Here is a 21,994-nt window from a genome sequence, read left to right on the forward strand (position 1 = left end):
CAGCAGGGGGAGATAGCCGTGGCGGACATTCTGATCATTGAGGATAATGCGGAGCTGGCGGAGGTGATGAAGGATTTTCTGGAGGTGGAGGGATATTCCGTGTGTAATACGGCTTCCGCTGAAGAGGGATTGGCTTATTTGGAGGCGAATGCCGTCAAGCTGCTGCTGCTCGATATTATGCTGCCCGGGCTTGACGGCTTCACAGTGTGCAGACTCGCCAGGGAGAAGTTCAATCTGCCGATTCTGATCATGAGCGCACGCCACGGGGACGAGAATAAGATTATCGGTCTGGAGCTGGGGGCGGACGACTACCTGGAGAAGCCCTTCTCGGTGCCTCTGCTGACGGCCAAGGTCAAGGCGCATCTGCGGCGGAGTTATGATATGAACGAGAACAAGCTGCTGCTTACCGATGGCGAACTTACCGTGAATCAGACCTCCAGGGTGGTATATCGAAGCGGCCAGCCGCTCGGGATGACAGCCAAAGAATACGAGCTGCTGGTGCTGCTGATGGGCAACAAGGGCAAGGCGCTGCGCAAAGAGTGGCTGTTCCAGCAGGTATGGGGAGCAGACAGCTTCAGTGAGCCGTCCACGCTGACCGTACATGTGAATAAGCTGCGGGACAAAATCGAGCCTAACCCCAAAGAGCCGAGGCGTATCGTTACCGTCTGGGGGGTCGGATATAAATATGAGGGCATTTAACAGGCTGATGCTCTGGACGGTTCTTATCGGGTTGACGCTGATCGCCGCTCTGAACGGATATGTATCCTACAAGAAGACACAAGAGCCAGGTAAGGCATACCGGGTAGAGATCAACCGGATCTTAGACGAGGTGAGGAGCGGAATTCGGCCGGAGGATATCGTGCTGGATCAGAACCGTTATACATACGTGAACGGATTAAGCTGGATAGGGAAGGGTGAGGGGGCGGAGGCTGTCCAGCAGTTTTTTGCCGGTACAGACATTGCGGGAACCCATGAGTTCATGATCAAACCTGTCTATGAAGAGCAGCAATTGGCGGGGTATTTACGCTTCTCTTACCGGATGCCCGGGCCGGACTACAGTATTCCGCTGGTGCTGAATCTGTTCCTGCTGGCGGCGCTTGGAGCGGTGATGGTGTTGCTGTTCTATATCCGCAAGCAGATTCTGCGGCCGTTCCATATCTTGCAGGAATTACCCTATGAGTTATCCAGAGGTCAGGTGAACATAGGCATGAAGGAGCACCGGAGCCGGTTCTTCGGCCGGTTCATCTGGGGGCTGGATCTGCTGCGGCAGACACTGGATGCCCAGAAGCAGACCAATCTCCGCCTGGAAAAAGACCGCCAGACCCTCGTCGCCTCCCTGTCGCATGAGCTCAAAACACCCGTCGCCACGATCAGGCTCTATGCCAGCGCCCTGGAGGGCAGTCTGTATGACAGCGAAGTCAAGCGGCACACAGCCGCCCGGCTGATCGGCCAGCAAGCAGAGCAACTGGAGCAGCTGATTGGCGGTATGATTACCGCTTCAGTCTCCTCTTTGCAGAATATACAGGTTGTTCCGGGAGAGTTCTATATCAGCGGACTGATCCGCACCGTCATCCATAACCACAAGGGACGGCTGGAGCTGCTGAAGACGGAGCTGGAGGTAGGAGAATATCAGGACAAGCTGCTGCTTGGGGATGAAGAGCGGCTGCTTGAGGTGCTGAACAATCTGATTGAGAATGCCATCAAGTATGGAGACGGGAAGTCCATCTCTATTACCTTCCGTGAGGAGGATTACCGCCAGCTGATCGTCATTGAGAATTCGGGGGCCCCGCTGCTCCTGAGCGAGCTGCCCCACATCTTCACCAGCTTCTGGCGCGGCTCCAACGCCGATGGCAAGCCGGGCAACGGCCTGGGTCTCTTCATCTGCAAGCAGCTGCTACAGAAGATGGGCGGCGATATCTTCACGGAGCCGCTGGAGCGGGGGATGCGGTTTGTGCTGGTGCTGCGGTATTGAAGTGAGATACATACATGGAGGGAAGCGTAATGAATGAGCTGAATAAGCTTTTGGAGCTGCAACCTGAGAATTTTGCCGCAGTTTATGATTTTTATGCCGGTACGAAGCATCACCTTCCTGCCTTATCCGTCCTGCTTGAGAATTATCCCGGGCGGGTATTTGCTGATCATACGGAAGCGCCGACACTGGCTGTGGTATGGGCTACGGGGAGATGGATGTATGCTGCCGGAGATATCAGTGCTGAGATTAACCGGCTGAAGCTGATGGGCTTTTTGCAGACGGTAGTTGTGCCTGATTGCCTGCAAAGACAGGAGAAAGGGTTCGAGATCTATACGGAAGATAGTGATTCATGGACGGAACTATTGACGCTTGAGATTGCCGGACTGAGCGTAGACAGACATATGGAGTCGGTCTATGAGTTCAATAGCGAACGATTTGTTCAGCTGAAAAACAGGCGTGCTGCTATCCCCTTGGAGGGAGAGCTATCTGTCGCCTGCGAGGAATTTCCCGTGCTCGCCCTACCGGAGCATAACAGGTCTGCAAGAGATGACAGGTTCGTTGGGCTGACAACCACTGGTGCTGTAGTGAAGGTTAGGGATAAGGTAGTCTCCATTTGTAAAAATAACGGCTTCAGCGTGAATAACAGGTACTTCATTGATGTAGATACTTATGCAGAATCGGAGCGCGGGAAGGGCTATGCTACGCTCGCCGCTGTATCATTAATTAGTCACTATCTCGTTCAGGAAATGCTTCCCTTATGGGAAACAACTCATGAAAATGTGGCTTCACATAAGCTCGCGCTGAGGCTTGGCTTCGAGCCGGTGGAGAGTTATCCGGTATTTGCTTTTGTCATGGAAGGATAATACCTATTAACGTTAAGGAGTGGTATTAATGAAGAGGTTAGCAATCCTTACAGTCGGTAAAACGCATAGCGGGAAGACCACATTTGCCAGAGAATTAGAGCGGTGCTTACCTGAATCAGTTGTTATTGACCGGGATGATCTGGCTGAATTCATCAATACCCGGTACGAAAGTCTGCTGCCCAAGCAGGGGGCGAATACGCTCAAGGACGCCCTGACCCGAACGTTAGTGGATTATGCCGTTCATGAGTCGGAGCAGCACATTATCATGTGTAACGCTAACTCCAATAAGGAAGGCCGACTGCGAATGCTGGATTGGTTTCACCAGAAGGGATTGGTTAGTGTGCTGGTATATTTCAACTTGCCTGATGAGATGCTGTATTCGCGTATAGCGAGTAGTGAACGGAGTACAACTATCCTTAGAAAATCAAACAGCTTCGACGTATTGCTGACCCGGCAAATCGCGGATTCACATAAGGGACTGGCGCAGCCGCCAACGGAGAGTGAATCGGAGCATCTGTTTGTAATCAACGACAGCGATGAAGTACCCGGCACGATTCAGCAGATCGTCCAGCTTGCAGGCGGGAAGTGAAGTCCGGCCGCCAACTGGACCTGACCGCCCAAACCCTTCATAATAAGAAGAGTTGTGAACGGTTCCACACAAACTCATAAACGGAGGTTCATAGGATGAAATACCGCGAACTGGGAAATACGGGTCTGTCTGTTAGTGAGGTCAGCTTTGGCACTTGGGCGATTGGCGGGGATTGGGGCAGCAGCAAGGATGAAGACGGGCTGAGAGGCTTAGAGGCGGCGATGGAGCAGGGCGTGAATTTCTTCGATACCGCAGATGTCTATGGCGGCGGCCATGCGGAGGAGCTGCTCGCCAAGGCGACCCGGGGCAAGCAGGATGAGATACATATTGCCACGAAGTTCTGCCGCGCCGGAGATATCCATGACCCGGAGAATTACTCCACGCGCCGGATCAGTGAATACTGTGAGCAGAGCCTGCGGCGTCTGGAGCGGGAAGCGATTGATCTGTATCAGATCCATTGTCCGCCGATAGAGATTCTGCGCGATGGCAGTGTGTTCGCAGCGCTGGACCAGTTGAAGGCCGAGGGTAAAATCCGTCACTACGGTGTCAGCGTAGAAACTATCGAGGAGGGCTTGCTCTGCCTGGAGTATCCTGGCGTTGCGGCGCTTCAGGTGATCTTCAATCTGTTCCGGCAGCAGCCGGCACAGGTGCTATTGCCGCAGGCTGCGGCCAAGGGTGCAGGAATTCTGGTGCGCCTGCCGCTGGCCAGCGGTCTCTTGACCGGCAAGTTCACGGCGTCCAGTACCTTCCAGGAGAACGACCACCGCAGGTTCAACGCGAACGGGGAGCAGTTCAATGTGGGCGAGACCTTTGCCGGTCTGCCTTTTGGTAAGGGAGTGGAGCTGGCGCAGAAGCTGGATTGGATCGCTGAAGGACGCGGTAATATGGCACGGGCCTCCATGCGCTGGATTCTGGATCATCCGGCAGTCAGCTGCGTGATTCCGGGCTTCAAGAATGAGGCTCAGGTAAATGATAATCTGGCCACACTGGATGTACCCTCCTTCAGCCCAGGGGATATGGAGCGCCTGGCTGCCTTTTACCAGTCAGAGGTGGTTCCGCATATCCGTGGAGAGGTGTAGCGGTACTCTATGAATATAACTGTCGGACTGCTCGCCCATGTAGATGCCGGGAAGACGACCTTCGCCGAGCAGCTGCTCTACCATACCGAAGCCATCCGCAGCAGGGGGCGTGTGGACCATCAGGATACGTTCCTCGATACCCATGAGATTGAAAAAGCACGCGGGATCACCGTCTTCGCCGATCAGGCGGAGTTCACCTATAAGGATGCCCGCTATTTCCTGCTGGATACGCCGGGCCATGTCGATTTCTCCCCGGAGATGGAGCGCTGTCTGCAAGTGCTGGACTATGCAGTGGTGATTCTCAGCGCGGTGGAGGGTGTAGAGAGCCACACCGAAACGCTCTGGCAGCTGCTGCGCCAGCACCGGATTCCGACCCTGTTCTTCATTAACAAAACCGACCGTGCAGGCAGTGATCCTGAGCGAGTCCTGGAAGAGATCCGGCAGCTGCTTAGCGGTGATGCCTTGCTGTTGCCGGAGCAGCCGGAAGCTGCGTGGACCGAGGAGACGAAATCGTTCCTTGCCGAACGCGAGGAGACGCTGCTGGAACCTTATCTTGAAGGCACGCTGACGGACAGCGATTGCCGCAGTGCGCTGAGGTCTATGGTGAAGCGCGGAGAGATTTTTCCGTGTATGCAGGGCTCTGCGCTGCTGGACCAGGGCGTGGGTGAGTTTCTGGAGGTTCTGGATGCGCTCACCTTCACGGAGTACGATCATAGGCTGCCTTTTGCCGGGAGGGTCTACAAGATCCGCCACGATGCCAGAGGGACCCGCATCACCTACATCAAAGCCCTTCAAGGCGTGCTGAAGAACCGCGAGAGCTTGGCGTATGGACCCGAAGCGGAACAAACTTCCGAACGGATTACCGGAATACGCAAGTATAACGGTACCGCATATAGCGCTGCTGACTGGGCTGCCGCCGGGGAGCTGTTCGCCGTTGTCGGCCTAAGTTCCGTGCTGCCGGGTGCGGGAGTGGGTGCACTTCAGGACGCGCAGGGCAGCGGACTTATTCCCACCCTGAAATCCAAGGTGCTCTTCAAGCCGCCCGTGCACCTGAAGGAGCTGATGCATGCCTTCGGACAGCTCGGTGCGGAAGATCCGTCACTGAATGTAAGCTGGGATGAAGATCTCCAGGAGCTGCATATTCATGTGATGGGCGGGATACAGCTTGAGATTCTGGAGCAGATCGTGGGGGAGCGGTTTCAGCTTAAGATCTCTTTTGGCCCGCCGGAGATTCTCTATAAGGAGACTATTGCCGGTACGGTCTATGGCTGCGGGCATTTCGAGCCCCTGGGCCACTACGCCGAGGTTCATCTGATGCTTGAGGGAGGGGAACGGGAGAGCGGGATCACCTTCATTAACCGCTGCCACCCGGATGATCTTGCGGCAGGCTATCAGCATCAGATTGAGCAGCATCTGCTGGAGAGCGGCCATCACGGCCTGCTGACCGGTTCCCCGCTCACGGATCTGAAGATCACCCTGCTTACAGGAAGGGCGCATAATAAGCACACGAGCGGCGGTGATTTCCGGGAAGCGGCGTACCGCGCCTTGCGCCAGGGGCTGGAGCAGGCAGAGAATCTGCTGCTGGAGCCGGTCTACGACCTGAAGATCCGGATAGATCCGGACGATGTGGGAAAGGTTATGAGTGATATCCAGCAAGCCGGCGGCCGCTTCAATCCCCCGGATATTACACCGTCCAAGGCGGTAATTACGGGCACAGTTCCGGCGGCAAGCTTCATGAATTACGGGGTGAGACTGGCGGCGATGACGCAGGGCAAGGGAGCGATGTCGCTCAGAGTAGCCGGATATGAGCCCTGCCACAAGACCGGGGCGGTGGTGGAGCAGCGGAATTATAATAAAAATGCAGATCCGGCCTATTCCTCGGCGTCTATTTTTTGTGCCAAGGGTGAGGGGTATGCTGTACCCTGGGAAGAGGCCGGAGCGCATATGCATATTCAAGCAGCAAGCAGGAACGGGTACACGGTTCTTAAGAGAGCAGTACCGTTTCAGCGTGAAGTAGAAGGAAAGGTGCAGATTAACAATGACTAATGTAATAGATAAAGTAGCCTGGATCTATGTTGTGGACGGCAAGGTGCTGGGTGCGCGTTCCACAGGCAAGGACACCTATTATTTCCCCGGCGGCAAGCGGGAGCACGGTGAAGGTGATGCCGAGACCCTGGTCCGCGAGATTGAAGAGGAGCTGTCGGTGCAGATCCTGCCGGAGACGATTGCGGAGTTCGGAAGCTTCGAGGCCCCGGCCCATGGCAAAGCGGAAGGCGTCCTCGTGCGAATGACCTGCCTGACCGCAGATTTCACAGGCGAGCTTGCCCCGGCTTCGGAGATTGAAGAGCTGGCCTGGTTAACCTATAAGGACATAGACCGGGTGTCGGCGGTCAGCGTCGTCATCATGGACAAGCTGCGGGAGATGGGCCTCATCTCCTGAATATAGAAGAGAGAGTAAGCCCGTTTTGAGCCGGAACCCGGCCTGAAACGGGCTTACTCTCTCTTTAGCAGGGCGATGCAGGCGGCGCGGCAAGCACACTTTTACCGAATAGGACATATGTCCTTCCCGAATCCGGCGAACTGGCTTTTAATAAGTACAGAGAAGCAAAAAGAGGAGAGAGACAGATGAGAGGGATACTATTCGCATTTTTGGCCGGGGCCTGCATTACACTTCAGGGGGTAGCCAATGCCAGAATCAGCCAGGATATCGGCACGTGGCAGGCTGCCACCATTACCCAGCTTACCGGATTCATTATGGCGTTAGCGATAGCGCTGGTGGTACGGGACGGCAAAAAGCACGGCTTCCGCAAGGTACATCCGTTATACATCAGCGGCGGCGGTCTGGCCGCCTTCGTGATTTTCAGTGAGGTGACGGCCATTCAGAACATTGGGGTTACGCTTACGATCTCGGCGCTGCTGATTGCCCAGCTCTGCCTGACCTTTATCATTGATATCAGGGGCTGGTTCGGAGTCGTCCGGCAGAAGATGAAGCTTCCGCAGTTTATCGGCATCGGGATGATGATTCTCGGGGTAGTTGTACTGAAGTTCTAAACGAAGGGGGCAAGAGAAATGTTAACAGGGTTAGTACTTGCACTGATCGCGGGGGCGCTGGTCAGTTTACAGAATATTTTCAACACTAAAGTCAATGAACAAACAGGCTCTTGGTCGACCACTACACTAGTGCTGGGCATGGGCTTCGCCGCTTCCCTCGTCATGGGGCTGATTATGGAAGGGAAAAATATGTTCACGCTGCAGCACATGCAGCCCTGGTACTGGTTAAGCGGAATGATCGGCGTGGGGGTCGTAATCTGCCTGGTCCAGGCTACCAGAATCCTTGGTGCCACCTATGCCATCTCGATTGTACTAACTGCCCAGCTTGGCTTCGCCTTGCTCTGGGATTCCATGGGCTGGCTGGGGTTGGCGAAGGTTCCGTTCTCGTTCAACCAGCTAATCGGCGTGCTTATTATCGTAGGCGGGATATTGGTGTTCAAGCTGGGTGGAGGGCGTGAGCCCCAAGCTCAAGAAGACCACTCTGGAGCAGAGCATAAGAAGCATGCAGTGGAATTGAAGTAGGCTTGCTGGAGATCAATAATGAATGATTCCAGAAACAAACAAGAAGCGCATGTTCGTGAATAACACGGGCATGCGCTTCTATTGTCTGCAGATAATGGCAGCTTAGATTAACGGGAGTCCTGTATCGTAGCAGTGCTGTTATTAGCGCTAAGAGCTGTCAACGGATCAAACGGAGGACCTGTAATCGTTCCAACGAGCAGTGCGATATCCACAGCATTCACCGGACTCCCCCAGGCGTTGCCTGAATACACCATAACGGCCCGGTCATTTACGAAGCCGCGTGTATTGTAAACAATGTTATTAATGACCTCACCCGTTGCGTTCTGATTAAAATAGGCTGGCTGGCGCAATGAATAAAAAACATTGTTCCGCATGATCAAATTGGTCATGTTGTTGGCAGCTGACACTAACCCCCGGTTTACCACCCAGCCGGAGGAAGGTCCGGCCTGCGGCGGACCATAGATCACATTATTGATGATGGTATGATTGGTTCCCGCCACTTGAATGAACTCAACAGCATATGGGTTATCACTCGTTATGGTCAGGCCATCGATCGTCACTCCGCTGCCGGTAACAGTAAAGACGATGACCGCTGCCTGAAGAATAATCAGGCTATTTGGAAATCCTTTTATGGTTACACCTGCTTTACTAATTCCGATATTAGCCGTTATTGGATACGTCCCGCCCATAATATAAACTGTACCATTGGGTGATACGGCTGTCACACCCTGTTGAATGGTACCAAAAGGGCTGGCTTGTGTCCCGTTTCCCCCAACAGCTCCTGCCTGGACGTATACCTGAAAAGGATCTGGCAGTACTGTTCCCGTAGCCCCTGTGGTTCCAGTAACTCCTGTAGCCCCCGTAGCCCCAGTAGCCCCCGTAGCCCCCGTAGCCCCCGTAACACCAGTAGCACCCGTAGCCCCAGTAGCACCCGTAGCCCCAGTAACACCCGTAGCCCCTGTAACTCCAGTCCCCGTAGCTCCAGTCGCTCCAGTCGGTCCAGTGGCACCCGTCGCTCCAGTCGCACTGCCAGAGGGACCAGTTTCTCCTGTAGCCCCAGTCAACCCTGTCACTCCTGTCACTCCCGTAACCCCTGTAGCTCCAGTCATTCCGGTAACTCCTGTAGCCCCAGTCAACCCGGTAACCCCTGTAGCTCCCGTAGCACCTGTAGCCCCAGTCAACCCGGTAACTCCTGTAGCCCCCGTAGCCCCAGTCCCTCCTGTAGCCCCGGTCAATCCAGTAGCACCTGTCACCCCCGTGGCTCCAGTCGCTCCAGATATGCCTGTTCCACTTCCTATCATTTCTGAAGCTACTAAACGATGAGCTGTAACAAGCGCCCCGGTACTGCTTTTGCCCCATGATGAAGCTGCGAAGTTCGCGGAACTCACACCTGTGAAGGTGATCACAAAGTCAAAGCTGAAATTCGCATAATAATTATTGGTGGCTACTCCATTTGGAGCAAGCGAAATAGATTGACTGACATACAATGTTCGGCTTCCATTCAGCATATATCCTTGAATCGTTACTGAGGCGAAATTGGAAGGGTCGCTATTTTCGAGCTTAACGGTTAATGATTGGGTAGGTCTTGTCCCATTTACTGGATTGTTTTCAATGGGACCAGTGGATAGAACAGCCATTGTCATTCCTCCTAATAATCTGATAATTGTGTAAAGCACTCGAATCCCGGTTGTTTAATATATTCAAGGAAAGGTGAAAGGTTCATAGATGTAATAAAATAGACAAAATAGTTGAGATTAGGAGATTCGAAGCCTTTGTTTGATACAGGAGTGCTAATATTCGATCTATTTTCAATAGTAGCTGAATGACGCACTGAAAAAGCAGACTGATGATCAGTCTGCTTTCATTGCTAGAGCTAGTGTCCGTCAAGCCTGGGCTTGCCCAAGAGAAGCCGCTGTGCTGCAGAGTATTGCACTTTTCCATTTTGAATACGCGGTCCATGCCCGCCCGTTATCCAGCAGAGGCTTACAGGTATAGACGCCTTCCTCAATAGAATTCACACGCCCGGTGGCATGCAGTCTCGCAGCGGCGTTCAGCAGCGTCTGGTTGTAGTAGGCCATGTGCCCGCCGCCTTGCAGGACCTCCTCTGCTATACGGAGCTGCCGCAGAGCCGTCCACTCCTGCTCCTCAGGGAGTGTCACCTCCAGGCCAAGCGCCTCGGGGTCAATGATATCCAGCTCCGCTGCTCCATCCTGAATCCGGTATACGCGGTTCGGCCGGTCAATGTACAGATCCTCCGAGCCTTCCACACCCTGCACCACCAGCCCCTGCTGATAGCCGAGCTTCACAATGAGCCGGGAGATCCGGTCGAATACCGTATTATGGAATATCCCGAATACAATAAACGGTGAGCAGGAATAGTCAATCAGCTTCTCAGCCGTATTAAAAATCGTCCGCATGCCAATGTCCTCACGGAGTCCGCGAAGCTCCCCCAGCGGCGGGCACCACTGCTCCGACTTCACGAACAGAACCCCGCTGGCTTCAGCGGCATGAACCGCGTTGCTGCGGCTCAGTCCGGCTATATCCACTCCGCCGGCCTGGATAATATCCTGTAGCGTAATGCCCCATTTGGGCGGCAAACCCGCTGAACCATGCAGGGTAACCGACAGACCTGCGGCTGACAGCAGAAAGGCCGTGGGGAAGGTTGCGATGAATGAATGCACTCTCCCGTCATACGGACCGGCACAGTCGATTCCCTGGTGAACAGGCTCACGGAAGGCGTATTTACGGCAGACTGCTACAAAAGCCTCCAGCTCCTCCAGGCTCTCCAGCTTCATGCGCTCTGCAATCAGGAACGCGCCGATCTGCACCGGCGAAGCGGTCTGACAGAGTATGGCTTCCGCCGCATATTCGGCTTCCCCGTAGCTTAAATCCTTCGCACCGCGTTTGCCGCGGGCAACTTCCTTGAGAATATTAATCATATGGCGTTCTCCTTAAGTTTGATCCTGCAGCATCTGGTAGACCTTGACGATGGAGGTAGCTACATCGACGATCCGTTTGCGTTCATTCATCGCCTGCTTGCGCAGCAGGTCGTAGGCTTCCGATTCGCTGATATTCTTGGCCTTGGACAGAATGCCCTTGGCCATATCAATCCATTTGCGTTCCTCGATCCGGGAGAGCAGCTGCTCCCGTTCCTTCAGCCATTGCTTACGCTCGAAGCATTGCCTGGCACTGAAATGAAGCGTCCAGTGAATCTCCGGCGGCTTCATGGCAGGGGACAGAATGCCGTCCACCATAATATCGTCGCCGCAGGCAGAGACGGAGAGGTTAGCGGTATGCGGGGTACACCACCAGATTACCGGCGCGATCCTTTGCCGCACCAGCAGGGATCTCCAGTGGCTGATATCCGTCACCGGAAGATTGAGGATGAAGGCGTCGGCGTCGCCGATGAACGGAGCGGCCTGCTCCGGTGATGCTGCGGTTCCTACTACATAGCCGCAAGAGCTTAAGATGTGGTCAGGGCCTCCAGAGGAGCGCGCTTCTGCGGGATTCTCTGTTCCGGCAGGTTCTATAACCAACAGGGAATGCATGGGGGACGACGCTCCTTTTACCTAAGAATAGAGACATCTTGAATGATTGCTGACAATCCAATTAGAGGATAGAATATGTTATATTATATAACACGAATTCAGTATTCTTGTCGATAAAATAAATTAATTAAATTTTATATGTCATAATTATTGACGTATCGTAGACGGCTGTAGTATAGTCGTTTTAACAAATTCAACAATTCACGAATACAACGATGTATTCGGCTGAAGCGGCAATGGCGCCTGCTCTCACTTATATCGCTTACGGGAAATGTATCTTTTCCGGGCGGAGTGAAGCGGGCTATTTCTGTTGTTTACCTGGAGAGGAGAGAGATACAGATGACAGTGAAGCGTAAAAAACTGATATTAATCGGCAATGGGATGGCGGGGGTCAGAGCCATTGAGCATCTGCTCAAATTGGCGCCGGAGGCGTACGAGATTACGATTGTTGGCACAGAGCCTTATCCCAACTATAACCGCATCATGCTGTCTTCCGTGCTGGCAGGCGGGGCAAGCCTGGATGAAATCATAATTAATGATCTCGAATGGTACAGCAGCTTCAATATTACCTTATATACGGGACACACAGTAACTTCTATTGATACTGCTGCACGTACAGTTTATACGGATAAAGGAGTTACCGCCGCGTATGACGAGCTGATTCTGGCGACCGGCTCCAATCCCTTCATGCTGCCGATTCCCGGAACGGAGAAGGAGGGCGTCATTGCCTTCCGTGACATCAAGGATACGCAAATCATGCAGGACGTCTCGCAAAAATACAGCAAAGCGCTCGTCATCGGCGGCGGTCTGCTCGGACTGGAGGCGGCCAGAGGGCTGCTGCATCTGGGGATGGATGTCTCGGTGGTTCACATTCACGAGTATATTATGGAGCGTCAGCTGGACGAGGCGGCATCCCGGATGCTGCGGGGAGAGCTGGAGGCTCAGGGCATGAAGTTCCTGCTGAAGAAGCAGTCGGAAGCCATTCTCGGCAAAAAGAGAGTCAAAGGCCTGCTGTTCGCAGACGGCGAGATGGCGGAGGCCGATCTGATCGTGATGGCGGTCGGGATCAAGCCGAATGTTATGCTTGCCCGCAGCAGCGGGATTGAGGTGAACCGGGGCATCGTGGTGAACGATTATATGGAGACCAGCCTGTCCGGTATTTACGCCGTCGGGGAATGTGCAGAGCATCGCGGCATTGCCTACGGTCTGGTAGCCCCGCTGTATGAGCAAGGCGCTGTGCTGGCCAAAAGACTGGCAGGCGCTCCCACAGAGGGCTACGCCGGTTCGGTGACTTCTACGAAGCTGAAGGTGTCCGGCGTCGATGTTTTCTCGGCAGGACAGTATATCGAGCAGCCCGGAACGAAGGCGCTCCGTTTCCAGGATGAGACGGAGGGAATCTATAAGAAGCTGGTGATCCAGGAGGATAAGCTGATCGGCGCTGTCCTGTTCGGCGATACGAATGATGGCGCGCAGCTCTTCTCGATGATCAAGAAGGGCGAGAATATCAAGGGGCGCGAGAAAGAGCTGCTGCTCGGCATTCCGGCCGATGCGCTGGCTTCGCCCAAGGGCAACCGGCTGGAGGGGATGCCGGATGACGAGATCATCTGCGGCTGCAACGGAGTAACGAAGGGAACCATTGCCGAAGTGATTACCGCCGGCGGCTGCACCAGTGTGGGCCAGATCAAAGCCTGCACCAAAGCCTCCGCTTCCTGCGGCGGCTGCAAGCCATTGGTAGAGGGACTGCTCCAGCTCTATGCCGGAGAGGCGGCTGTTACGGTCAAAGAGGGCATCTGCGGCTGCACGACGCTGGGCCGGGATGAGATTGTCGCCGAGATCAAGCGGATGAAGCTGACCACGGTGAAGGAAGTCATGCATGTCTTGTCCTGGAGCAACGAGGAAGGCTGCCCGAAATGCCGCCCTTCACTGAACTATTACCTGGGCATGCTCTGGCCCGAGGAATACGTGGATGAGAATGAATCCAGATATACGAATGAGCGCTACCATGCCAATATCCAGAAGGACGGAACTTATTCTGTGGTGCCGAGAATCTACGGCGGGGTCACTTCTCCTGCGGAGCTGATCAAGATAGCGGAGGTCGCGGTGAAATACGATGTGCCGCTGGTCAAATTCACCGGCGGGCAGCGCCTGGATCTGCTGGGCGTGAAGAAGGAGGATCTGCCGAAGATGTGGGAGGAGCTGGATATGCCGTCCGGCCATGCCTACGGCAAGACGCTGCGCACCGTAAAGACCTGCGTAGGCTCCACCTTCTGCCGGTTTGGGACCCAGGATGCGCTGGGGATGGGAATTCGGCTGGAGAAGGCTTTTGAACGGCTGAATGCTCCGGGGAAGGTGAAGCTTGCTGTATCCGGGTGTCCGCGCAACTGTGCGGAAGCGACAATCAAGGACTTCGGGGTGGTGGCGATTGACGGCGGCTGGGAGCTGCATGTCGGCGGCAACGGCGGTGTTCATGTCCGTGCGACCGATCTGCTCTGTGTAGTGAAGACCGATGATGAGGTGCTGGAATGGGCAAGCGCGTTCCTGCAATATTACCGCGAGCAAGCCGGATGGAATGAACGGACCGCACAGTGGATCGAGCGCGTGGGCCTGGACAGCATCAAGCAGGCGCTGGAATCCCCGGAGGAAAGGGCGGCGCTGGTGGAACGAATTCAGAAGACGCTCAGTCTGACCACCGATCCATGGAAGCAGATTGTGAATACGCCGGAGCTGCGCAAGAATTTTGAGGCGATCTCGTTACCCGAGACGGTCTAAGGAGGAACCGAAATGACAATGACCAAACTGCTAATCGGCAACCTGAATGAGGTGGATATCAAAGGATCACGAAAATTACGGGTAGGCGATACCGAGATTGCCTTGTTCCGGCTAAGCAGCGGAGAGGTGCTGGCGGTGGAGAACCGTTGTCCGCACAAGGGCGGCCTGCTCTCCGAGGGCATGGTCTGTGGCTCCAAGGTGCACTGCCCGCTCCATGACTGGCGGATCGAGCTGCATACAGGCGAGGTGCAGGCTCCCGATACGGGACATGTGACCACCTATGAGGTGGAAGTCGATCACGCTACAGGCAGCTTGTACTTAACGATCTGATTCATTCATACATGGACACGTATAAAGGGGGATTCATAATGGACTATGTCAAACCAGGCGAAGTGCTGGGCTCCATGATTGAAGCGGGAAAAACCAAAGCAGAACTGGGCATCATGCAGCTCATTGTCCGCGGCAGTCTCGGCGGTGCTATTCTGGCATGCGCCACGACACTGGCCTTCACCGCAGCGGCACAGACCAAGATCCCTATGGCGGGCGCGATTCTTTTTCCGGTAGGCTTCGTGATGATTATTCTCCTCGGACTGGAGCTGGTTACCGGCAGCTTTGCCTTGATTCCGCTGGCCGTGCTGGAGAAGCAGACCACCATCGGGCGCATGCTGGGGAATTATTTCTGGGTCATTCTCGGGCATTTGATCGGGTGTGCCGTCTATGCCGCATTATACGGGTTGACGATTACGAAGATGGGCACTGATCTGTCGAACCCGATGGTGCAGACGCTGATTACGGCAAGTGAAGGGAAGACGACGGCTTATCAGAGCCTGGGGGCAGAGGGGCTGGCGCTGGCCTTCATCAAGGCGATGCTCTGCAACTGGATGGTTACGCTAGGTGCGGTAATGGCGATGACCTCGAAATCCACCTCCGGCAAAATCCTCGCCATGTGGCTCCCCATCCTGACCTTCTTCGGACAGGGCTTCGAGCACACGGTCGTCAACTTCTTCGTCATTCCGGCGGGGATGATGCTTGGAGCGAATGTGACTATGGCGGACTGGTGGATCTGGAACGGCGTTCCGGTGCTGCTGGGCAACTTCGCGGGCGGTCTGCTGTTCACGGGCCTGCTATTCTACTTATCGCAAAAAGGCAGCAGACCCGGAGCTACTGCAGCAGCAGAGCTTCCAGGACGCGGAGAAGCGGGGCTCGCGGGCACACCTGCCCTGGAGAAAAGCGTATGAAGCAGGGCAGCATATCCATTGTAGGCGCAGGTCCGGGTGATCCCGAGCTGATAACATTGAAGGCGCTGCGGCGCATTCAACATGCCGATGTGATTCTGTACGACCGGCTGGTGAATGAGGAGCTGCTGGACTATGCCCCAGGCGATGCGGTGCGCATCTACTGCGGTAAAGCGCCGGGACTGCATTCGATGCCGCAGGAGACCACGGAGCGGCTGATGATCCGCCATGCCGCAGCCGGAAGCCACGTGGTCCGGTTGAAGGGCGGCGACCCGTTCGTGTTCGGCAGGGGCGGGGAAGAAGCGTTGTCCGCAGCCGCAGCCGGTATTCCCTATGAGGTGATTCCCGGAATCACCTCGGCGGTCGGCGCAGCCGCTTCTGCGGGCATTCCGCTGACCCATCGCGGTGTGGCGGCCTCCTTCGCTATCGTGACCGGCAGCCGCTGCCAGACCCAAGATTCGCCGCTGCGCTGGGATGCGCTGGCACACGGTGTGGATACGCTTGTGATTTATATGGGCGTAAGCAAGCTGGGGGAGATCTGCAAGGAACTGCTGATACACGGCAAAGATCCGCAGACCCCGGTTGCCTTAATTGAGAACGGAACAACGGTGCGCGAACGGATCGTGACCGGCACGCTTGGCAATATCGACAAGGTCGCCGCAGCGATGAAGATCAGCAATCCGGCCATCATTATTATCGGTGAAGTCGTCCAGGTCAGAGCGGAGCTGCTCAGTCTACAGGAAGCCGTACGTTCGCAGATCGGGTGAAGCAGAATAGAGAAGGCGTTGATATCCCCAGGCGGTGGGCCGGGTTATGGCAGCGCCTGTTTCTGTGTTATATTCAGGAAGGAGATTTTATCGATTATTTGGCATGCTGCGCTGAAAGTCATATTTTCACATTCACAGTGACTGCTGTCACACGGGGCTGCGCAGATTAGGGACTATACTTGTCGCCTACAGTTACAGCATGCCGGGCAGATTGCCCTGAAAGGAGAAATTACAGATGCAGATTGAACTTAATGCAACCACCCGCGAACGGCTGGAGCAGAGTCTGGCCGGGAAGCCCGGTCAATTCAAAATGTTCTACGATACGGAGGACTGCGGCTGTAACGGCATACTGGTCATCCGGGTAGTCAGCGAGCCTTCGCCGACCGATATTGTGTTTCAGACCGAGCCGTTTACCTTCCTCTGTGACCGCCAGCAGGAATTGCTGTTCGATGACGTTATGCGCCTCGAAGCAGAGGCTGGATATCCGGCCTACAAGCTGACGAGTGATTCCACCTTGTTCGGGAGCAATATCAGGGTGCAGGATGCACGGAACTGAAACAGATGAAGGCAGTATAAGCAAGGAGGCCATCTTCCCGCAGCATGCGGGGGATGGCCTTTGCTAATAAGCAGTCCATCCGCCGTCTGCGGTAATGACAGCCCCATTCACAAAGCCTGCTTCCTCTGAAGCCAGGAACAAGGCGAGCTGTGCGATTTCAGCGGGCTGGCCCATCCGTGGATTAAGCGCCATACCCGGCTGTGTACGTTCCATGCCAAATGGATTGATATGGGTCATGGTTGTACCAATATTGGTCTCCACGCCGCCCGGCGCAATCGCATTGCAGCGGATTCCCTTGGCAGCATACATGAATCCGGTGTTCTTCGTAAAGCCGATAACCGCATGCTTCGAGGCTGTATAAGCCGCACCGGCACGGGCACCGAACAGACCGCCTACCGAGGCAACGTTAATGATAACACCCTGTTGTTTTTCCAGGAAAATAGGCAGTACCTTGCGCGTAGCACGCATCACCGAAGTTGTATTGACAGCGAGAACCCGCTCCCAGCTCTCATCCTCAACATCACCCGCCGGTTCAAAATTATCCATGATCCCCGCATTATTCACCAGAATATCTACTGTGCCGTAAGTGTTGACTGTACTGTCGATCAGATTCTGGATATCAGACTCATCTGCAACATTCGCTTGTACCGCTAGGGCTTCCCCGCCGCCAGCTTTAATGTCACCGGCCACCGTCTCCGCAGCCTCCAGATGAATATCCGCCACTACGACCTTGGCCCCTTCCTTCGCATACAGGACGGCAATCGCCTTCCCCATCCCGGATGCCGCTCCGGTCACTACTGCTACTTTGTTGTGAAGTCTCATATATGTACCTCCGTGTATAGTTATTTTTCTCTGGTCTAGTATCTTTTGCTTCCTAGTGTTTTATGCGCCTGGTTGACGCTATCCTTCGCCAAGGCTTAACATATGGGCTATACAACAGGGAAGAGGATGGAACCTATGATTACGGCCGGACTAGATATCGGAACCACATCCATCTCCGGGCTGCTCTACGATCTGGAGAAACGTACGATTCTGTGTAGTATTACAGAAGCACAAGCGAGCCTGCCTTTCAGCCTGAATCAGGAATGGGAGCGGCTGCAGGACCCGGAATTGATGGTGAAGCAGGTGGAACATATACTTGAACGTCTGCTGGCGCACCAGCCGGAAGTAACGGGAATTGGTTTAACCGGGCAGATGCATGGCATTGTCTATTTGGATACAAGCGGGAGAGCTATAGGTCCGCTGCATACCTGGCAGGATGGACGGGCGGGACAGCTCACCGGAGGGATGGATAGTCCTACCTATGCGCAGCAGTTCAGTGACCTTACCGGTTACACTGTAGCTCCCGGCTATGGACTCGCCACCCATTACTATAATGTGTCCGGGCAGCTTGTCCCTGAGCACGCAGTCGGCTTCTGCACGATTGCGGACTATATTGCGATGAGGCTGGTGAACGGTGATATTCCCCTGATCGATGCAACGCAGGCAGCGGGGATCGGGGGCTTCAGTCTGGGGACAGGGGATTTCGATAGAACCGCGATTAGTATGGCCGGCATCGATTGTTCGTTATTGCCGAAGGTCGTACCCTCCGGGACGGCAATCGGTAGCACGGCACAAGGCATTCCCGTATACACTTCGCTCGGAGATAATCAGGCCAGCTTCCTGGGCAGTGTGCCACAGCCCGGGGAATCCCTGCTGCTGAACATCGGCACAGGGAGCCAGCTCTCGGCCTGGGTGCCTGACTGCGCCAACGCTCCTTCCACTATGGAGGTACGCCCGTTCCCAGGCGGCGGGGTGCTGATGGTGGGAGCCGCCCTGAGTGGCGGCAAGTCTTATGCCCTGCTGGAGGGATTCTTCCGGCAGCTGATTACCGCATACACCGGAGAAGCGCCGACAGATGTCTATTCCCTGATGTCCAGGCTGCTCAGTGAAGAGGTGCTTGGAAGCGGCAGCACTGGACTTACAGTGAACACACAGTTTCTGGGGACGAGGACAGACCCGGAGAAGCGCGGCAGTGTGGAGGGAATCACGCTGGAGAATTTTACTCCCGGCGGGCTGGCCCATGCTTTTCTGCAAGGGATGGTAGATGAATTGCACAGCTCCCTGGCAGAGCTTGAACAGCAGGGCGCGGGCACATTCAGCCGCCTTATAGGCTCAGGCAATGCGCTGCGGAGTAATCCGGTGCTGTGCGTAAAGTTCGAAGCAGCCTTCGGACGGCCTCTTGAGCTCGGTGAGCATGCTGAAGAAGCGGCGGTAGGGGCGGCACTTTGTGCCGCTGTCGGCGGCAGGGAGATCGCAAGCTTCAGAGAAGCAGGGGCTTATCTTAGAGCAGAGCCTAACTGAGTTAACGGGAAGGGGGCTGTCTCAAAAGTGATTTTCTATGGCGGCGATAGCCCTTTGCAGAAATCTCCCGAAGCCCCGGTTGTTCTTCAGTTCGCGCTTAAACAGCAGAGCGGGCAGAACGATTGTGTACAAGCGAAGCGTTCGCCTTTGTGTCCGGATTTTCACCGCTAAGGGGGATGAAAAAAAATCTGGACACAACAGCGATGGGAACAACGTTCTGTTTGCGGAGCGTCCACCCAAGTGCTAACGTAGATTCTTCCCATTCTCCCTAACTTCCCTGACACCGTCTGTCAGGGAAGTTTTACTATAATAAGCTATATCAAATAGTGATGGGAGAGTTGAATTATGCACAACAGACAAGCTTATCTATATGTATTCAATACGATGTCAGACTGGGAATACGGGTATTTGGCCGCTGAACTGAACACAGGAAGATACTTCAAAAAGGGGGCAGCATCATTAAGAGTCATCACAGTATCCGCCACCAAAGAAAAGGTTACAACTATGGGCGGACTGACTGTACAGCCGGATCTCACCTTGGAGGAGTGCAGATTGGCCAGCGGCGATCTTTTGATTTTGCCTGGAGGGAATACGTGGGGAGAGGCGGAGAATCAGCCGGTTTTGGATAGGGCTCACGAAGCGCTCAAGCTCGGTGTTGCCGTTGCTGCTATCTGTGGCGTGACCATGGCGCTGGCGGATAAAGGTTATCTGGATTCTGTCCCGCATACAAGCAACAACCTGGATTACCTGAAAATGGTCAGCCCCGGTTATAAAGGGGAAGCTTATCATGAGGATGGGCCTGTAGCTGTCAGCGGGAAGCTGGTCACGGCATCGGGTATCGCTCCTCTGGAGTTCGCGAGGGAAGTGCTGAGGGTCTTAGAGGTATTTGCTCCAGCTACCTTGGATGCATGGTACAGTCTTAATAAGACACAGGAGACCGAATTCTTTTTCCAGCTAATGGGCTCGTTAGATCAGGAATGAACAGGGAATATTGTAACATCTGTCATTGACAAATAATATTATATATGCTATAATTTACATATTATTAGTTTGTGTATATAATAAGGTTCTCCTGGCCAGGGGAATCTTATTTTTGTATGGAGGAACCACCAATGAAGCAGAACAAGTCCAGCATGACTGCCTTAGTGGCCGCTTTTGGCCGTGCTTATCACAGTCAATATGACAGTCCCAAGATCTTCAATGATGATGTGGCGCACAAGCTGATATCTCCGCAGGAGTTCGCAGATATCCGCAGGAATATGGTGCAGGGGATTGCATTCTTCAATCCCGAGATTGCGGAGGGGTACCCGGATGATCCCGAATCCATCTTGAGATGGATTGTCCAGGTCCAATTATCGCCCACACCGCTGGCACGTGCTGCCTACTGTGAGGCTATTGTGCTGCATGAGCTGAGTCTCGGGCTGAAGCAGTATGTAATTCTTGGTGCGGGGCTGGACAGCTTTGCCTATCGTTATCCTACGCTTATGGAGCGGCTCACGATTTTTGAAGTCGATGCTCCTGCTACCCAGGCATCCAAGCAGCAGAGGCTCAGGGACGCACAGCTTGAGATTCCGGGCAATCTTCATCTCGTCCCCATGGACTTCACGGGCGAATACTCGTATTCCGGCCTTTTTAAGCAGGGGTTCGATCCTGAGGTGAAGACGTTATTCAGCCTGCTGGGAGTATCCTACTACCTCACCAAGGAGGAGAACGCCCGCCTGATTACGGAGCTGCTCGCAAAAGTTCCCTCAGGAAGCTCTATCGTTCTGGATTATGCAGATGAGTATCTAATGGAAGAGCAGGGCGTGTCCGGCCGGGTAGCCAAAATGGTGCAAATGGCTGCTGCCAGCGGTGAGCCCATGCAGTCCTGGTTCAGTTATTCGGAAATGGAGGAGCTGCTGGCCGGGGCTGGGCTGCTGGTCTACGAGCACCTGTCTCCGGCAGAGATCAACGAGAGGTTTTTCAGCGGCCGGAGTGATGCGTTAAGCGCTTTTGAGACGATTCATTATGTTCATGCGGTTAAGCGGTAGCTTCCTATCCATAAATAAAAGCTTCCACCGCCGCTACCGCGACATTCCGGTCGGGATGGGAATTGTCGATCTGCGCCACCTGTGCAGGCGGGAGCGGCCAGGCTACGGTGCGGGGGCCTAGCGAAGCGCTGAAGTTCTCCCAATGGGCGAACTTCCAGGTGTCGAGTGCGGAATGTCTGCCTTCAAGCCGTTCACGGAACATGGCTGCATCCGCAAGTCCTACCAGGACTACCTTGACCTCAACCTCCTTCAGCGTGCGCCCGATGCGCGCCAGTTCGCGGCCGATCCACTCCGGATCGGCCGCTTCTTTGGTGAAGGGACCCACCACGTATATATCACTGGACAAACCTATGTTATCAAGCGCTGCATCCATAGTAATGCGGTAGCCGAGGTCGCGGCATAATCTTTTATACTCATCGGAATCTCTATCGTCAGGGTCAAGCCCATGCATAGTCATGATCGCGGTTGCTGCCGGACGAAGCAGAATATCCATATCGAACACTGCCGCCGGACGCCGGGCTGCAACAGCCTTGGCTAATGTGGTCTTGCCCGCCCCTCCGGGGCCGAGGAAAAATACCAGCTTGTTCATCTGTCTCACTCCTTAAATTGCCTACAGTTACGCTGCCCAGAAGCTATGTGGTCATATAGTTGGTAGTATGTGAGCTGTCAC

At 54.6% G+C, this 21,994-nt stretch carries 22 protein-coding genes; 17 read left to right on the plus strand and 5 right to left on the minus strand.

Going from position 1 to position 21,994, the window contains the following annotated elements:
* Nucleotides 1-18 precede the first annotated feature (18 nt).
* The 9 genes from NST43_RS13605 (at nucleotide 19) to NST43_RS13645 (ending at nucleotide 8,076) form a co-directional block, all read left to right on the plus strand.
* Nucleotides 19-699, plus strand: a complete 681-nt coding sequence (locus tag NST43_RS13605; RefSeq protein WP_209990293.1) for a response regulator transcription factor — start codon at nucleotides 19-21, stop codon at nucleotides 697-699.
* The gene (locus tag NST43_RS13610) at nucleotides 686-1,972 is read left to right on the plus strand and encodes a HAMP domain-containing sensor histidine kinase (protein ID WP_209990296.1); all 1,287 of its coding nucleotides are present in this window, start codon (nucleotides 686-688) and stop codon (nucleotides 1,970-1,972) included. The genes NST43_RS13605 and NST43_RS13610 overlap by 14 nt, the downstream gene beginning before the upstream one ends.
* A gap of 29 nt (nucleotides 1,973-2,001) precedes the next feature.
* Nucleotides 2,002-2,835 carry a GNAT family N-acetyltransferase gene (locus NST43_RS13615; RefSeq protein WP_209990299.1) on the plus strand — a complete coding sequence of 278 codons (834 nt, stop codon included), beginning with the start codon at nucleotides 2,002-2,004 and terminating at the stop codon, nucleotides 2,833-2,835.
* A gap of 28 nt (nucleotides 2,836-2,863) precedes the next feature.
* Nucleotides 2,864-3,424 carry an AAA family ATPase gene (locus NST43_RS13620; RefSeq protein ID WP_209990303.1) on the plus strand — a complete coding sequence of 187 codons (561 nt, stop codon included), beginning with the start codon at nucleotides 2,864-2,866 and terminating at the stop codon, nucleotides 3,422-3,424.
* Between the two features lie 95 nt (nucleotides 3,425-3,519).
* Nucleotides 3,520-4,503 (plus strand): aldo/keto reductase, encoded by a 984-nt coding sequence (locus NST43_RS13625; RefSeq protein ID WP_209990306.1) that lies wholly within the window; start codon nucleotides 3,520-3,522, stop codon nucleotides 4,501-4,503.
* A gap of 9 nt (nucleotides 4,504-4,512) precedes the next feature.
* On the plus strand, nucleotides 4,513-6,549 hold the full coding sequence (locus NST43_RS13630; protein ID WP_339224894.1) for a translation factor GTPase family protein: 2,037 nt from the start codon (nucleotides 4,513-4,515) through the stop codon (nucleotides 6,547-6,549).
* Nucleotides 6,542-6,943: an NUDIX domain-containing protein gene (locus NST43_RS13635; RefSeq protein WP_209990312.1), complete on the plus strand. Its 402-nt coding sequence runs from the start codon at nucleotides 6,542-6,544 to the stop codon at nucleotides 6,941-6,943. The genes NST43_RS13630 and NST43_RS13635 overlap by 8 nt, the downstream gene beginning before the upstream one ends.
* Before the next feature lie 185 nt (nucleotides 6,944-7,128).
* Nucleotides 7,129-7,554 (plus strand): DMT family transporter, encoded by a 426-nt coding sequence (locus NST43_RS13640; RefSeq protein ID WP_209990314.1) that lies wholly within the window; start codon nucleotides 7,129-7,131, stop codon nucleotides 7,552-7,554.
* A gap of 18 nt (nucleotides 7,555-7,572) precedes the next feature.
* Complete coding sequence (locus NST43_RS13645; protein WP_339224895.1) at nucleotides 7,573-8,076, plus strand: DMT family transporter; 504 nt, start codon at nucleotides 7,573-7,575, stop codon at nucleotides 8,074-8,076.
* Between the two features lie 107 nt (nucleotides 8,077-8,183).
* On the opposite strand, the gene NST43_RS13650 is transcribed toward NST43_RS13645, so the two are convergent.
* From NST43_RS13650 to NST43_RS13660, 3 genes are all read right to left on the minus strand, one after another.
* Nucleotides 8,184-9,713 (minus strand): collagen-like triple helix repeat-containing protein, encoded by a 1,530-nt coding sequence (locus NST43_RS13650; protein WP_339224897.1) that lies wholly within the window; start codon nucleotides 9,711-9,713, stop codon nucleotides 8,184-8,186.
* 246 nt (nucleotides 9,714-9,959) lie between these two features.
* The gene (locus NST43_RS13655; RefSeq protein WP_339224898.1) at nucleotides 9,960-11,015 is read right to left on the minus strand and encodes an anthranilate phosphoribosyltransferase; all 1,056 of its coding nucleotides are present in this window, start codon (nucleotides 11,013-11,015) and stop codon (nucleotides 9,960-9,962) included.
* A gap of 12 nt (nucleotides 11,016-11,027) precedes the next feature.
* Entirely contained in the window at nucleotides 11,028-11,624 is a 597-nt protein-coding gene (locus NST43_RS13660) for an ANTAR domain-containing protein (protein ID WP_209990328.1), read from the minus strand.
* A gap of 339 nt (nucleotides 11,625-11,963) precedes the next feature.
* Here NST43_RS13660 and nirB point away from each other — a divergent pair, with 339 nt between their 5' ends.
* The 5 genes from nirB (at nucleotide 11,964) to NST43_RS13685 (ending at nucleotide 16,951) form a co-directional block, all read left to right on the plus strand.
* Nucleotides 11,964-14,393 carry a nitrite reductase large subunit NirB gene (nirB, locus tag NST43_RS13665; protein WP_339224899.1) on the plus strand — a complete coding sequence of 810 codons (2,430 nt, stop codon included), beginning with the start codon at nucleotides 11,964-11,966 and terminating at the stop codon, nucleotides 14,391-14,393.
* Between the two features lie 18 nt (nucleotides 14,394-14,411).
* Nucleotides 14,412-14,723 carry a nitrite reductase small subunit NirD gene (nirD, locus tag NST43_RS13670; RefSeq protein ID WP_076086655.1) on the plus strand — a complete coding sequence of 104 codons (312 nt, stop codon included), beginning with the start codon at nucleotides 14,412-14,414 and terminating at the stop codon, nucleotides 14,721-14,723.
* Nucleotides 14,724-14,761: 38 nt separating this feature from the next.
* Nucleotides 14,762-15,631, plus strand: coding sequence for a formate/nitrite transporter family protein (locus NST43_RS13675; protein ID WP_339224901.1), 870 nt, complete (start codon nucleotides 14,762-14,764; stop codon nucleotides 15,629-15,631).
* Nucleotides 15,628-16,395 (plus strand): uroporphyrinogen-III C-methyltransferase, encoded by a 768-nt coding sequence (gene cobA, locus NST43_RS13680; RefSeq protein ID WP_339224902.1) that lies wholly within the window; start codon nucleotides 15,628-15,630, stop codon nucleotides 16,393-16,395. The genes NST43_RS13675 and cobA overlap by 4 nt, the downstream gene beginning before the upstream one ends.
* Nucleotides 16,396-16,630: 235 nt before the next feature.
* Nucleotides 16,631-16,951, plus strand: coding sequence for an iron-sulfur cluster biosynthesis family protein (locus tag NST43_RS13685; protein WP_209990338.1), 321 nt, complete (start codon nucleotides 16,631-16,633; stop codon nucleotides 16,949-16,951).
* Between the two features lie 63 nt (nucleotides 16,952-17,014).
* Here NST43_RS13685 and NST43_RS13690 read toward each other — a convergent pair whose 3' ends face one another.
* The gene (locus NST43_RS13690) at nucleotides 17,015-17,773 is read right to left on the minus strand and encodes an SDR family oxidoreductase (RefSeq protein WP_339224903.1); all 759 of its coding nucleotides are present in this window, start codon (nucleotides 17,771-17,773) and stop codon (nucleotides 17,015-17,017) included.
* 135 nt (nucleotides 17,774-17,908) lie between these two features.
* Here NST43_RS13690 and NST43_RS13695 point away from each other — a divergent pair, with 135 nt between their 5' ends.
* The 3 genes from NST43_RS13695 to NST43_RS13705 all read left to right on the plus strand — a co-directional run bounded on the left by NST43_RS13695 (nucleotide 17,909) and on the right by NST43_RS13705 (nucleotide 21,324).
* A complete protein-coding gene (locus NST43_RS13695; RefSeq protein ID WP_339224904.1) occupies nucleotides 17,909-19,294 on the plus strand; it encodes an FGGY family carbohydrate kinase in 1,386 nt (461 codons plus the stop codon).
* A 345-nt stretch (nucleotides 19,295-19,639) separates the two neighbouring features.
* The gene (locus tag NST43_RS13700; protein WP_339224905.1) at nucleotides 19,640-20,275 is read left to right on the plus strand and encodes a type 1 glutamine amidotransferase family protein; all 636 of its coding nucleotides are present in this window, start codon (nucleotides 19,640-19,642) and stop codon (nucleotides 20,273-20,275) included.
* 131 nt (nucleotides 20,276-20,406) lie between these two features.
* Nucleotides 20,407-21,324 carry a class I SAM-dependent methyltransferase gene (locus tag NST43_RS13705; protein ID WP_339224906.1) on the plus strand — a complete coding sequence of 306 codons (918 nt, stop codon included), beginning with the start codon at nucleotides 20,407-20,409 and terminating at the stop codon, nucleotides 21,322-21,324.
* A gap of 4 nt (nucleotides 21,325-21,328) precedes the next feature.
* Here the strand turns inward: NST43_RS13705 and NST43_RS13710 are convergent, their stop codons facing one another.
* Nucleotides 21,329-21,913 carry a hypothetical protein gene (locus NST43_RS13710; RefSeq protein WP_339224908.1) on the minus strand — a complete coding sequence of 195 codons (585 nt, stop codon included), beginning with the start codon at nucleotides 21,911-21,913 and terminating at the stop codon, nucleotides 21,329-21,331.
* Between the last annotated feature and the right edge of the window lie 81 nt (nucleotides 21,914-21,994).

It is taken from the genome of Paenibacillus sp. FSL H8-0332, assembly GCF_037963835.1.
Taxonomy (GTDB): domain Bacteria; phylum Bacillota; class Bacilli; order Paenibacillales; family Paenibacillaceae; genus Paenibacillus_AQ; species Paenibacillus_AQ rhizoplanae.